We start from the raw sequence: 12,817 nt of genomic DNA, 5'->3' as shown, positions 1-12,817 counted from the left end.
GGAGACCGCGGAGGTGGGGGTGGAGGTGGCCGAGGTGGAGACCGCGGAGGTGGGGGTGGTGGTGCCAGGCAGTGTGCCGGTGCCGAGTTGCTCGGCTACGTCGCGGGTGACGCGGGCGTTGGCGGTGGCGGTGGTGGCGAGGACCGGGACGCCTGGCGGGAGCTCGGCCAGCAGCGTGCGCAGCCGCCGGTAGTCGGGGCGGAAGTCATGACCCCAGTCGGAGATGCAGTGGGCCTCGTCGACGACGACCAGACCGGCGTTCGCCGCGAGCTTCGGCAGCACCAGGTCGCGGAAGTCGGGGTTGTTGAGCCTCTCGGGACTGACCAGCAGGACATCGATCTCCCCGCGCTCCACCTGGGCGTGGATCAGGTCCCACTCGTCGACATTGGCGGAGTTGATCGTGGCGGCGTGGACCCCGGCGCGCCCGGCGGCGGAGATCTGGTTGCGCATGAGCGCCAGCAGCGGCGAGACGATGACGGTAGGGCCGGCGCCCCGGGCCCGCAGGAGCGCGGTGGCGATGAAGTAGACCGCCGACTTGCCCCAGCCGGTGCGCTGCACCACCAGGGCACGCCGCCGGTCGACCACCAGCGCCCGGATGGCGGACCACTGGTCGTCTCGCAGCCTGGCGTGTTCCCCCGCAAGAGATCGCAGTCTCTGCTCCGCCTCGGCCCGCAGACCGCTCTCGTCAACCATGGGTCCTTGGTACCAGGTCCCAGTGACGTTTCAGACCCTCGACCCTCCACTGTGGACAACCGTGGAGGGTGACCTCACCACCGCACTCCCCTCCTGCTGTGACCGTCCATGCGACATCCCGTCACCACCGCACCCCTTCCCAAGGTGGACGACCACAGCGACCACGGCCCACCGTCCCCGGACAGAGGGTCGGCGGGAGAGGGGGTCCCGGTGCCGAAGGTCACGCCTGAGGACATCGCCGGGAAGGCGGGCGGCCGGTGGCGATGACGGGCCGGCGACCTCAGCCCTTGTGCTCGTCGAAGGCCGCGATGGTGACGCGGTGCATGATGCGGCGTTCGGTGTAGTCGGCGATGGCGTAGTGCTGGGTGCTGCGGTTGTCCCAGAACGCCAGAGTGCCCGGCTGCCACCTCAGTCGCACCTGGAACTCCGGAGAGCGGATGTGGTCGATCAGGTACGGCAGTAGTGCCTCGTTCTCACGGTCGGACAGGCCGACCAGCCGGGTGGTGGAGGCGCGGTTCACGAACAGGGCCTTTCGCCCGGTCTCCGGGTGGATCCGGACGACGGGGCGCTCGTACGGCGGCCACTTCGCCTGCATCTCGGCGAGATCGTACTTGTGCCCCTTGGAGATGGCCTTCTTCATGGAGTTCGTGATGTCGTGGATCGCGGTCAGCTCGTCACAGAGCCGCTGGATCGGCGGCGACAGCGTCTCGTACGCCAGGTAGGTGTTGGCGAACATGGTGTCGCCCCCCACCGAAGGCAGTTGCAGGCAGCGCAGCAGGGATCCCATGGGCGGCTCGGGCTCGAAGGTGTTGTCGCTGTGCCATTCGTCTCCCCCCTCGCCCTTGGGGTCGACCTGGTCGAGCCGGTGGATCGGGCTGTTCTGGTCCTTGTTGAACGCCGGGATGTTGAGCGTGCCGAAGCGCAGCGCGAACTGGGCGTGCTCCTCGTCGTCGATCGGCTGGTCCCTGAAGAAGAGCACCAGGTGCTTCAGCCAACCCTGCCTGATGGTGTGCACTTCCTCTTCCGCCAACGGCTTGCGCAGGTCGATACCGACCACCTCGGCGCCGATGTTCCTGGTCATGGGCTTGAATTCGATCATGTCTCCGAAAGCCCTCCTCGTTCTCCGTCCGGCCCGCCCAGAGTAAGCAAGCAACCGCTTGGTCAAGCATATGCGCCCTTCCCCGCCGACCGCGAGAGTGATGTAGGTCACCGTGAAGCGGCCAACCGTACGGGGGCAAAAGTCCTTCAAGTCGCGGAGCACGTTGGACGTTCGGCACAATGTTCGATATGGCCCGACGGACGACAGCACCCCCACCAGACGAGGACTTCGAGGAGCGGATCGTCGACATCGACGTTTCGACCGAGATGCGCACCAGCTTCCTGGAGTACGCCTACTCCGTGATCTACCAGCGCGCGCTGCCCGACGCGCGCGACGGACTGAAGCCGGTCCAGCGCCGCATCCTCTACTCCATGAGCGAGATGGGCCTTCGGCCCGACCGGGGGCATGTCAAGTCCTCACGCGTCGTCGGTGACGTCATGGGCAAGCTCCACCCGCACGGCGACACCGCCATCTACGACGCCCTGGTCCGCATGGCCCAGCCGTTCTCCATGCGGCTCCCGCTCGTCGACGGCCACGGCAACTTCGGCTCGCCCGACGACCTGCCGGCGGCCATGCGGTACACCGAGGCGCGTCTCGCGGCGGCGGCCATGCTCATGGTGCAGTCGATCGACGAGGAGACCGTCGACTTCAAGCCCAACTACGACGGCCAGGAGACCGAGCCCACGGTCCTGCCGAGCGCCTTCCCCAACCTCCTGGTGAACGGCGCCGCGGGCATCGCGGTCGGCATGGCGACCAACATGGCGCCCCACAACCTCGTCGAGGTCATCGCCGCCGCCCGCCACCTCATCAAGAACCCGGGCGCCACGCTCGACGAGCTCATGCGCTTCGTGCCCGGGCCCGACCTGCCGACCGGTGGTTCGATCATCGGGCTGGCCGGGGTCAGGGACGCCTACGAGACCGGCCGTGGGACGTTCCGCATGCGGGCCAAGGCGACCATCGAGCAGGTCACCCCGCGCCGCAAGGGCATCGTCGTCACCGAGCTGCCCTTCAACGTCGGCCCCGAGCGGGTGATCACCAAGATCAAGGAGCTGGTGACCTCAAAGAAGCTCTCCGGCATCTCCGACCTGAAGGACCTCACCGACCGGCACAAGGGCCTGCGCCTGGTCGTCGAGATCAAGAACGGCTTCCACCCCGAGGCCGTGCTCGCCGAGCTCTACCGTATGACCCCGATGGAGGAGACCTTCGGGATCAACAACGTGGCGCTGGTCGACGGCCAGCCCCTCACCCTGGGCCTGAAGGACCTGCTCCAGGTCTACGTCGACCACCGCATCGACGTGGTCCGCCGCCGGTCCACCTACCGGCGCCGCAAGCGAGAGGACCGCCTGCACCTGGTCGACGGCCTCATCGTCGCCCTGCTCAACATCGACGAGGTCATCCAGGTCATCCGCTCCTCCGACGACTCCTCAGAGGCCCGCACGCGGCTGATGCAGGTCTTCGAGCTCTCGGAGATCCAGGCCAACTACATCCTCGACACGCCGCTGCGCCGCCTCACCAGGTACGACAAGATCGAGCTCGACCGCGAGCGGCAGACCCTCCAGGAGGAGATCGCCGAGCTGACCGCGATCCTGTCGTCCGAAGACCGGCTGCGCCGGGTGGTCTCCACCGAGCTGGCCGAGGTCGCCAAGACGTACGGCACGCCGCGCCGCACCGTCCTGCTGGAGGCCGGGGTCGTCACGACGCCCGGGGCCATCCCGCTGGAGGTCGCCGACGACCCCTGCCTGGTGCTGCTCTCCTCGACCGGACTGCTGGCCCGCACGGGCAGCGCCGCCCCGCTCGGCTCCGGCGAGGACCGCTCGGCACACGACGTGCTGGTCTCGGTCGTACGGTCGACGGTGCGGGGCGAGGTCGGCGTGGTGACGTCCGCCGGGCGCCTGATCAGGGTGTCGGTCGTCGACCTGCCGACCCTGCCTCCCTCGGCCAACCCGCCGTCCCTGTCGGGCGGCCACCCGGTCAGCGAGTACGTCGCGCTGACCGCCGGCGAGGTGGTGGTGGGCCTGGGCTCCCTGGACCCCGAAGGCCCCGGCCTGGCCCTCGGCACCGCGCAGGGCATGGTCAAACGCGTCGTCCCCGAGTATCCCGCCAACCGCAACGACTTCGAGGTCATCGGTCTCAAGCCCGGCGACAGCGTGATCGGCGCCGTGGAACTGCCCGCCGAGGACCACGACCTGGTGTTCATCACCTCCGACGCGCAGCTTCTGCGCTTCCCCGCCTCCTCCGTACGGCCGCAGGGGCGTCCCGCCGGCGGCATGGCGGGCATCCGCCTCGACGAGGCCGCGAAGGTCATCTGGTTCGGCGCCGTGGATCCCGCCCGCGAGGCGCGTGTGGTCACCGTCTCCGGCTCCGCCACCGCCCTTCCCGGCACGGAGCCGGGGAGCGGAAAGATCTCCGACTACGCCGAGTTCCCGGCTAAGGGCAGGGCGACGGGCGGCGTCCGTGCGCAGCGCTTCCTCAAGGGTGAGGACCTGCTGGTTCTCGCCTGGGCCGGCCCGGCCCCGATCAAGGCTGTGTCCTCTACCGGCAAGCCCGTGGAGCTGCCAGCCGAGCTGGGCCGCCGGGACGGGTCGGGCATCCGGCTCTCCGCCGCCATCGCCGCGATCGGCGGGGCCCTGGGCAGCGGCCCGGCGGACGGCCAGGGCGACGGGGGCTCCGCCGGGTACCTCGACGGCCAGGAGGGCGTCCCGGCGTCCACCCCCGATGAGCAGCTCTTCTGATCGATCATTGAGACGGTGTGATCGCCGGAGCCGATGAGCCCCGGCGATCACACCGCACCGTACGAACCCGTTCTAGCCGGCGTCACACAGGCAGAACGGGTGACCCGCGGGGTCCAGGAACACCGTGAAGCCTCCGTCCACCTCTCCAGGCTGGTGGGGATGCTTCACGGCCCCGAGAGCCAGCACCTCGGCTTCGGCCTTCTTGCGATCGTCCACCGTCAGGTCGAGGTGGAACTGCTGGGGATGGTCGGAGCTGGGCCAGTTCGGCGGCTGGTAGTCGTCCGCCTTCTGGAACGACAGCCTGAACTCCCCGCCGTCGCTCAGGCTCACCCAATCGTCATCCACCTTGGTGATCTTCCACCCGACCACGGCGGAGTAGAAGTCCGCCAGCGCCTTGGGCTCCGGGCAGTCGAGTACGACAGCCCGCATGCGCGCGATCTCGCTCATCGTCACTCCCTCTCCAATGTCGAACAACACCACCGATCACGTTATACAGGTGTTCCGACGCGAGCAATGGCTTTGTGGTCATCCGGCCGTGCTGCTGGAGCAGGACCGCCTCGCCCCTGTAACCCGAGCCCGAGGGTCCAAACCGCCACGACCGACACGGCGCCCGCTGCGCCCGCGGCGCGGCGGATGGCGGAGAATGACGGCATGGCTGTCACCTCCTTCATGGTCCCGCTCGGCACGCCCGCCCCGGCGTTCGATCTGCCGTCGATCGACGGCGGCCGCGTGTCCCTGGCCGACCTCAAGAGCACTCCGGCGACTCTGGTGATCTTCCTGTCGAACCACTGCCCGTACGTGCGCCGCATCGAGCAGGGCATCGGCACGCTGGCCGCCGACTACCGCGACCTGCTGACGACGGTCGCCATCTGCAGCAACGACGTCGTGAACTACCCTGACGACGACACGGCCCACCTGGCCGAGCAGGCCCGGCGCGCCGGATTCGGCTTCCCCTACCTCGTCGACGAGTCGCAGGACGTCGCCCGCGCCTACAAGGCCGCCTGCACGCCCGACTTCTTCCTCTACGACGCCGACCGGAACCTGGCCTACCGCGGCGAGTTCGACGACGCCCGCCCGTCGAACCAGGTGCCGGTGACCGGCGCGTCGCTGCGGCGGGCCGTCGACGCGGTGCTCGCCGGGGAGCCGGTGCCGGGCAGGCAGAATCCCAGCCTGGGCTGTGGCATCAAGTGGAAGCCCGGGGGCGAGCGGCCCTAATGTCGCGAGGGGACGGACCCACCCCTGGCCACCGCGGGGATGGCGGTCAGCAGCTCCCACGGCTCTCCGGCATGCCAGGAGTCGATGAGCTTGGCGACGGCCTCCCCCGGCTCGAAATCGCCGAAGCCGTACGGGCCGAAGCACCCGGCCTCCTCCAGGGCGAAGATCAGTGGATCGTCGTCGGGAAGCTCCTCGACGTAGGCCGCGGCGTCCAGCAGCGCCAGCGCGCAGCGCGCGTTCCAGCCGCCATCCCTGCGCTGCACCCGGTCGAGCCGCCACCTGGCCCGGGCGCGCAGATGGCCGGCAAGCGAATCGGTCGTCCCCACCACGAACCCTCTCCACGATCTTGCACTCAGAGTGTCATCATCATCACCCAAAGTAACCGATGATCGTGGGCTCTTTACCAACCCCCTCCCGGACACCCCCGGCGGTATTGCCGAAAAGGGCGTCCGGGAATATGGGCACCATGACGGAATCCTTCGACGATCTGCTGACCGCCAACGAGGCTTTCGCCCGCTCCTTCAAGCACTCCGGTCTCACCGGGCGCGCCAGGCGCGGTCTGGCCGTGGTCACCTGCATGGACTCACGGATCGACCCTCTGGGCCTGCTCGGCCTGGCCGCCGGAGACGCCAAGATCCTGCGCAACGCGGGCGCGCGCGTGACGGACGATGTGCTGCGGACGCTCGTGCTCGCGGTGTACCTTCTCGGCGTCGAGCGCGTGCTGGTCATGCCGCACACCGACTGCAGGATGGCCAAGTCGACCGACGAGGACGTCCACGAGCTCATCAGCCGGGAGTACGGCGTCGACACGCGCAGCCTGGAGTTCCACACGGTCCCCGATCAGGACGCGGCACTCCGGCGCGACCTGGTCCGCATCCGCACGTACCCGTACCTGCCGGAACGGCTGGTGGTCGGCGGAGCGGTCTACGACGTCCACACCGGCAAGCTGATGCCCATAGAGATGTGATCGCCCAGAGGCGCCACGGCCACACGATCGGCGGCCGGTCCTGGAGGAATCAGCTCGGGAAGGAGAGCAGGCCCGCAACTCCGCGCTTGACGATCTCGTTGCCGATGACCAGCCGCTGCACCTCGCTGGTGCCCTCCCAGATGCGGTCCACCCGCAGCTCACGGTAGAGCCGCTCGACCGCGTAGTCACGCATGTAGCCGCGCCCGCCGAAGATCTGCACGGCACGGTCCACAACCCGCCCGGCCGCCTCAGAGGCGGCGAGCTTGACGACGGCGGCGCGGGCGTGCAACTGCTTGCGGTCCAGCCCCTGATCGGCCTCCCAGGCGGCCTGGTAGACCAGCGTCCGATTGGTCAGCACGTCCACCGTGCTGTCGGCGAGCATGGCCTGGATGAGCTGGTAGGTGGCGATCGCGGACCCGAACTGCTCGCGCTGCGTCGCCCAGGCGGCGGCCTCGGTGAGGGCGCGTGCGGCCGCGCCCACGGTCCGTGCGCCGATCATCAACCGTTCCTCGACGAACCAGTCGCGGGTCAGTTCGTAGCCCTGCCCGACCTCGCCCAGCACGCAGTCGGCCGGAACTTCGACGTCGGTGAAGGTGAACTCGGGGTGCTCGTAGACGAAGGTGTGCATGTACCGGGGAACGCGCGCCATCTGGACGCCGGGGAGGTCCTTGTCCACCAGGAACATGGTCGGCGCCCCCTCGACCATGGCAAGCACGATCAGGAAGTCCGCCGCGTCGCCGACCGTGACGAACCACTTCTCACCGTTGAGGATGTAGGAGTCCCCGGAGCGGCGCGCGGTCGCCTTCACCGCCTGGGGGTCCGACCCGGCGTTCGGCTCGGTGACCGCGACGCAGTCCCGGCGCTCGCCGCGGACGACCGGGACCAGGAAGCGTTCACGCTGCTCAGGGGTACACGCCTTGAGCGCGTTCGCCGGTCGCCACACGGTGTCCCACAAGGCGTTGGTGAGCTTGCCCAACTCCTCCTGCACGATCACCTGCTCCAGGATCGACAGCCCGGCGCCACCCCACTCGACCGGCATGTTCACCGCCTGGAGCCCGCACTCCAGTACGGCCGAGCGAATCGTGGCGTGCGCCTCAGGAGGCAGGCCGTTGTCGGCCTCACACTGCTCCTCAAAGATGGCGATCTTCTCGAACAGTGCGATGGCGGCGTCCTTCAGCTCTCTCTGTCGTGGCGTGTAGCGGAATTCCATGGTGAAGCCTTTCTGATCAGGAAAGGACGATGCGCGCGTCGAGAGCGAGCGCGCCTCGCGGGGTGACGAGCAAAGGGTTGACTTCCAGCTCGGCGATCTCCGGATGGGCCGCGGCGAGCTCAGTGATGGCGGCGATGACGCGGGCCGCCGCCGCGACGTCCACCGGGGTTCGGCCCCGGGCACCGCGCAGGAGGGCGGCCCCGCGCAGTCCGGCCAGCAGCCGCTCCGCCTCGTCGGCCCGCAGGGGAGCCAGAGCGCAGGCGACGTCGGCCAGGATCTCGGTGTAGACGCCGCCCAATCCCACCATGGCCACCGGTCCGAACCGGGGATCCCGCCGGACGCCGGCGATGAGCTCGACACCGCCCGAGACGTCGGCCATCTGCTCGACCGTGCAGGGCAGCGGCCCCAGCCGGTCCTGCAGGTCGCGGTAGGCGGCCGTCAGCGAAGCCGCGTCCGGGATGCCGAGCGACACGCCGCCCGCGTCCGACTTGTGCAGCAGCCCGACGGCTTTCAACACGCACGGGAAACCGGGGGCGGCGGTCAGTCCCGCCTCGTCGTACACGAGGACGGCCGCGGGGAACGGCACGCCCGCCTCCGCCAGCAGCGCCCGGGAGCTCCAGTAGTCGTCCTCACTCACCGGCTCGGCCGGCACGGGGATCGGCAGCGGTGCGGGTACGGCGGGCGGAGCGGCCATGACCCGGGCGAGAGCTCCCACGGCGGCCTCCACGGTCCGGTAAACCGGGACCCGACCCGAGCGGAGCGCCGCCGCCGCCGGGGTGTCGGGATACATCGAGTGGACGACCAGCGGCCGGCCGGCCTCCCGGGCGGCTCGGGCCAGCGCGTCCGCCACCTCGACCTCCCGCTCGGCCAGCTCCGGGCTGTACTCGCCGTAGCCGCCGAAGTAGCCGGTCAGCAGCACCGCGTCGACCTCGCCCGAACCGAGCAGTCCACGGGTCACGCGGGAAAAGCAGGTGATGTCCTGCTCGCCGCCGCCGGCGACGTCGATCGGGTTGGCGGTGGCCGCGGTGGGCGGGAGCTCGGCCGCCAGTTCCGCCATGACGGCCGAGCTCAGCTCAGGCACCCGCAGCCCGGCCACCTCCGCGACGTCCGCCGCGATCGACGCGTGCCCGCCGCCGTCGGAGAGCACCGCCAGCCTTCGCCCGGCATGGCCGTCGGGGCGTACGCCGGACAGCAGGGCGGCGAGGAGGTCGGCGAGCTGGGCGGGGGTGGCGACGCGGAGTACGCCACCGGCCGCGCACGCGGCGTCCACCACCGACGACCCGCTGACCAGCGAGCCGGTGTGGGAGCGGGCGCCTCGGCGGGAGGCCTCGGAGGAGCCGACGGTGAGCAGCACGACCGGCTTGCCGGTCTCGCCCGCGCGCCGTGCCGCGGCGACGAAGCGGCGGCCGTCGCGGAAGTCCTCGCAGTAGACGGCGATCGCGTCGGTGCCCTTGTGCTCGGCGCAGGCGACCAGCAGGTCGGCCACGTCCAGGTCGGCCTGGTTGCCGAGCGAGGCGAACCGGGAGAAGCCGTGGCCGTGCCACTGGAGCATGCGACCGAGCTCCAGTGAGAGGTTGCCCGATTGCGACAGGAGCGCGACCCGGCCGGCCGGCATCGGGTTGGACACCAGGTGTAATTCGGCGGCGCTGTCCATCACGCCAAGGCAGTTCGGGCCGAGCAGCACCGCGTCGGCGGCGCGGACGTCGGCCTGGAGCTCCCGCTGGAGCCGGGCGCCGTCCTCGCCGGCCTCGCCCAGCCCCGCGCTGATCCCTACGATCGCCCGGGCCCCCGCCTCCAGCGCCTCGTGGACCGCGGAGGCGAAGGCGGCCGCGGGTACCGCGACGACCACGAGCTCGACGGGTGCGCCGATCTGCGCCAGGGAGGTGTAGGCCTTCTCCCCCAGGACGGTACCGGCCCTGCGGTTCACCAGGTGGACCGTCCGGCGGGACCGTCCGGCGAGCGCCCCGCGCGCCAGCCAGTTCCCCCACTTGGCCGGGTCATCGCTCGCCCCGACCACGGCCACCGACGCGGGATCGAACAGCGCGGACAGGTCCCTGCTCACCTGCCGTTCACCGCGGCCTCGACCAGGGCACGCTTCTCCAGGGAGATGGCGGTGGCGGCGGTGCGCGGCGTGGTGCGCTCGCTCGCCGCTCGGGCGAGCATCTCGCGGGTGAGGGGCCGCAGAGTGGAGTCGATCTTCTTGAAGGAGCTCTCGGCTTCCGGGGCTATGTCGCCGAAGACGGTCCACCACCACCAGGCGTTGGTCCCGACGTTGGCGACGAAGTCCGGGATGACGGCCACGCCTCGTGCGGCGAGGCGTTCCTCAGCTTCGGGGACGGTCGGGCAGTTCGCTGCCTCCACGATCGCGCGGGCACGGACCTGGTCGCAGTTCGCGGGCGTGATCGTGTACGAGAGGGCCGCCGGCACCAGCAGTTCGGCGTCCATCGAAAGCCACTCGTCGCCTGGCAGCTCACGGTCGCCGGGGCCGAGCCGCCTCCGGTCGATGGCGCCGTGCTGGTCACGGGACAGCAGCAGCCCTTCGACGTCCAGGCCCTCGGGGTTGGCGACGAGGCCGCGCACGTCGGCGATCCCGACGACGCGGACACCCGCCGCGGCGAGGTAGCGGGCGCTCGCCCCGCCCATGGACCCGAACCCCTGGATCACCGCTCGTGACTCGCCGGGGACGATCCCCAGGTGCTCCAGTGTCTCCAGCGCGACCGCCGCCACGCCGTATCCGCCGACGACGCCGTCCAGGCCGACGCCGTCCACTTGCACGGCGAACGCCTCCCGGAGCCGGCGGTGACCCGCCTCCGCGCCGTCCTGGACGAGCCTGAAGGTCGACTGCACCGAGGAGGTGATTCCCTCGGCAGCGAAGACCTCGTCGATGACCTCCTGCCGGACTCCCAGGTCCTCGCCGGTGGCGAAGCACGTCTCGATGAGCGGCTTGGTGGCGCGGGCGTACCGGGCGAGCACGCCGCGGGCCTCCGGGTCGTACGGGCTGCAGTCGATGCCGCCTTTCGATCCACCGAAGGGGATGTAGCGATCATGTTCGGAGTAGACCACGGACTCCTTCAGCGTCATCGCCCGGGCCAGGTCGCGTACCTCGTCGAGCGTGCATCCCTCGCGCATCCGAAGCCCGCCGGCGCTCACCCCCCTCGTGAGGCAGTCGATCACCACGAAGCCTTTGCGGCCGGTGACCGGGTCCGTCCAGACGACTTCGAGGTAGGAGTCATGCTCCCTCACGGTTCACTCCCTCTGGGATCGATGCTTCCGGTGTCACGATGAGCGTCGGGCCCGGCCGTTCCAACGCCAGGGCAAGCTCGGTCGCGAGGTGCTCGGGGGTCGGCGCGGACGCCCCCGCCGCCCCCATCGCCGCCGCCAGCGCCACGAAGTCGGGCGCGGCGAGGTCGACCGCGTACGGCTCCATGGACCGCGCCCGCATCTCGGCCCTGATCTCCCCGTAACCCGAGTTGTCGAAGACGACCACGGGCAGGCAGAGCTCCTGCTGGACGGCCGTGGCGAGCTCGGCGATGGTGAACATGAGCCCTCCATCGCCGGTCAGCGCGACGACCTGGCGCTCCGGAGCGGCGAGCTTGGCCCCGATGGCGGCGGGCAGCGCGTAGCCGAGCGTGCCGAAGCCGGTCGGGTAGAGGAAGCCGCGGGGCAGGTAGCGGGGGAGGTTTCCTGCGGCCCCGTAGTAGCAGGCCATCGCGCTGTCGCCCGTCACGATCGCGTCCCGGGCGAGCACGCCGTGGATCGCGTCCAGCGCGTGCAGCCACCGTGCCCCCTCCGCGGCTCGGTAGGCCGCCAGCGCGGACCGCCACCGCCGCGTCGGGCGTCCGTCGGGCGGCCCATCCCCGGTCATCGCCTCGTCCAGACGGGCCAGCGTGGGTCCCGCGTCGCCGATCAGCGCCTCGGCGGCCGTGTAGTTGAGGTGGGCCTGCGCCGGGTCGATGTCCAGGCGGATCAGGCGCCCGCCGAGCTCGGGCCAGCCGTTCCAGAAGTCGGCCCCGCCGAGCTCGGTGCCGACGGCCAGCACGACGTCGGCCTCGCCGAAGATGTCGGCCGCGGCCGGGGAGTGCACGCCCGCGCCCAGCGACTGCTCGTGGTCCTCCGGGAGCGTTCCCTTACCGTTGAATGTGGTCAGCACGGGGATGGCGTGCCGCTCCGCGAGCCGGCGCAGTGGACCGGCGGACTCGGCCGTCCCTCCCCCAGCGATCACGAGCGGCCGCCGGGCCGCGGTCAGCATGGCGGCGGCCCTGGCGACGGCACCGGGGTTTGCGACCGGCCGCGGACCTGGCAGGGGGCCGAGGATCTCGACGTCCGCGATCTCGTCAACCATGTCCAGGGGGATCTCGATGTGCACGGGCCGCGGCCGGGCGGCGGCGAACCCGGCGAACGCGTCCGCGATGGCCGCCGCGAGCGCGGCGTGGTTGTCCACCCGGATGCTCTGCCCCACCAGTGCGTCCATGGCGGCCCGCTGGTCCTTGGCCTCGTGCAGATGGCCGCGGCCGCTCGGAGGGCTCGTCCGGGGCATTCCGGGGCTGAGCAGCAGCAGCGGGATCGAGTCCGAGTACGCCTGTGCCGCCGCCGTGGCAGCGTTCATGATCCCGGGGCCTGTCGTGGTCAGCACCACGCCCGGCCGCCCGGTGACTCGCGCGTACGCGTCCGCGGCGTACCCGGCGCCCTGCTCGTGCCGTGGGACGACGTGACCGATGCCCGCGGCCGGCAGCGCCGCGTAGATCCCGAGGTTGTGCGTCCCCGGAATGCCGAAGACCAGCTCCACGCCGTGTGCCGCCAGCCCGGCCGCCACCACCTCGCCGGCGGTCCTGCCCCATCCCTCTTCCATGGATGGCACTCCTAATTGATCGGTCAGTTGAATCGAAGGACACGCGGATGCC

At 70.6% G+C, this 12,817-nt stretch carries 11 protein-coding genes; 3 read left to right on the top strand and 8 right to left on the bottom strand.

Annotation, left to right across the window (positions count from 1 at the left end; all coding sequences use genetic code 11):
* Positions 1–693: DEAD/DEAH box helicase (locus ABD810_RS15355; RefSeq protein WP_344939514.1), on the bottom strand; the 693-nt coding region annotated here is incomplete at its 3' end.
* 280 nt (positions 694–973) lie between these two features.
* Positions 974–1,792 carry a TauD/TfdA dioxygenase family protein gene (locus ABD810_RS15350; RefSeq protein WP_344939512.1) on the bottom strand — a complete coding sequence of 273 codons (819 nt, stop codon included), beginning with the start codon at positions 1,790–1,792 and terminating at the stop codon, positions 974–976.
* 188 nt (positions 1,793–1,980) lie between these two features.
* Between ABD810_RS15350 and ABD810_RS15345 the strand changes: the two genes are divergently transcribed.
* Positions 1,981–4,524 (top strand): DNA gyrase/topoisomerase IV subunit A, encoded by a 2,544-nt coding sequence (locus tag ABD810_RS15345; RefSeq protein ID WP_344939510.1) that lies wholly within the window; start codon positions 1,981–1,983, stop codon positions 4,522–4,524.
* A gap of 72 nt (positions 4,525–4,596) precedes the next feature.
* Here ABD810_RS15345 and ABD810_RS15340 read toward each other — a convergent pair whose 3' ends face one another.
* On the bottom strand, positions 4,597–4,971 hold the full coding sequence (locus ABD810_RS15340) for a VOC family protein (protein ID WP_344939508.1): 375 nt from the start codon (positions 4,969–4,971) through the stop codon (positions 4,597–4,599).
* A gap of 204 nt (positions 4,972–5,175) precedes the next feature.
* On the opposite strand from ABD810_RS15340, the gene ABD810_RS15335 reads away from it, so the two are divergent.
* The gene (locus ABD810_RS15335; protein WP_344939506.1) at positions 5,176–5,739 is read left to right on the top strand and encodes a thioredoxin family protein; all 564 of its coding nucleotides are present in this window, start codon (positions 5,176–5,178) and stop codon (positions 5,737–5,739) included.
* Here ABD810_RS15335 and ABD810_RS15330 read toward each other — a convergent pair.
* The gene (locus tag ABD810_RS15330) at positions 5,736–6,065 is read right to left on the bottom strand and encodes a hypothetical protein (protein ID WP_344939504.1); all 330 of its coding nucleotides are present in this window, start codon (positions 6,063–6,065) and stop codon (positions 5,736–5,738) included. The two genes, ABD810_RS15335 and ABD810_RS15330, sit on opposite strands and share 4 nt — an antisense overlap.
* Before the next feature lie 140 nt (positions 6,066–6,205).
* Here ABD810_RS15330 and ABD810_RS15325 point away from each other — a divergent pair, with 140 nt between their 5' ends.
* The gene (locus tag ABD810_RS15325; RefSeq protein WP_344939502.1) at positions 6,206–6,706 is read left to right on the top strand and encodes a beta-class carbonic anhydrase; all 501 of its coding nucleotides are present in this window, start codon (positions 6,206–6,208) and stop codon (positions 6,704–6,706) included.
* A 49-nt stretch (positions 6,707–6,755) separates the two neighbouring features.
* Here the strand turns inward: ABD810_RS15325 and ABD810_RS15320 are convergent, their stop codons facing one another.
* The 4 genes from ABD810_RS15320 to ABD810_RS15305 are packed head-to-tail and all read right to left on the bottom strand — an operon-like array spanning position 6,756 to position 12,765.
* A complete protein-coding gene (locus ABD810_RS15320; RefSeq protein WP_344939500.1) occupies positions 6,756–7,916 on the bottom strand; it encodes an acyl-CoA dehydrogenase family protein in 1,161 nt (386 codons plus the stop codon).
* A gap of 16 nt (positions 7,917–7,932) precedes the next feature.
* Positions 7,933–9,978, bottom strand: a complete 2,046-nt coding sequence (locus ABD810_RS15315; protein WP_344939498.1) for an acetate--CoA ligase family protein — start codon at positions 9,976–9,978, stop codon at positions 7,933–7,935.
* Positions 9,975–11,159, bottom strand: coding sequence for a Glu/Leu/Phe/Val dehydrogenase dimerization domain-containing protein (locus ABD810_RS15310; RefSeq protein WP_344939496.1), 1,185 nt, complete (start codon positions 11,157–11,159; stop codon positions 9,975–9,977). Before ABD810_RS15310 ends, ABD810_RS15315 begins: the two co-directional genes overlap by 4 nt.
* Positions 11,146–12,765 (bottom strand): thiamine pyrophosphate-dependent enzyme, encoded by a 1,620-nt coding sequence (locus tag ABD810_RS15305; protein WP_344939493.1) that lies wholly within the window; start codon positions 12,763–12,765, stop codon positions 11,146–11,148. Before ABD810_RS15305 ends, ABD810_RS15310 begins: the two co-directional genes overlap by 14 nt.
* Positions 12,766–12,817: the final 52 nt, after the last annotated feature.

Source organism: Sphaerisporangium flaviroseum (assembly GCF_039537005.1).
GTDB classification, from domain to species: Bacteria; Actinomycetota; Actinomycetes; order Streptosporangiales; family Streptosporangiaceae; genus Sphaerisporangium; species Sphaerisporangium flaviroseum.
The sequence above is the reverse complement of the archived record's forward strand: the minus strand, read 5'-3'. Positions and strand labels throughout refer to the sequence as shown.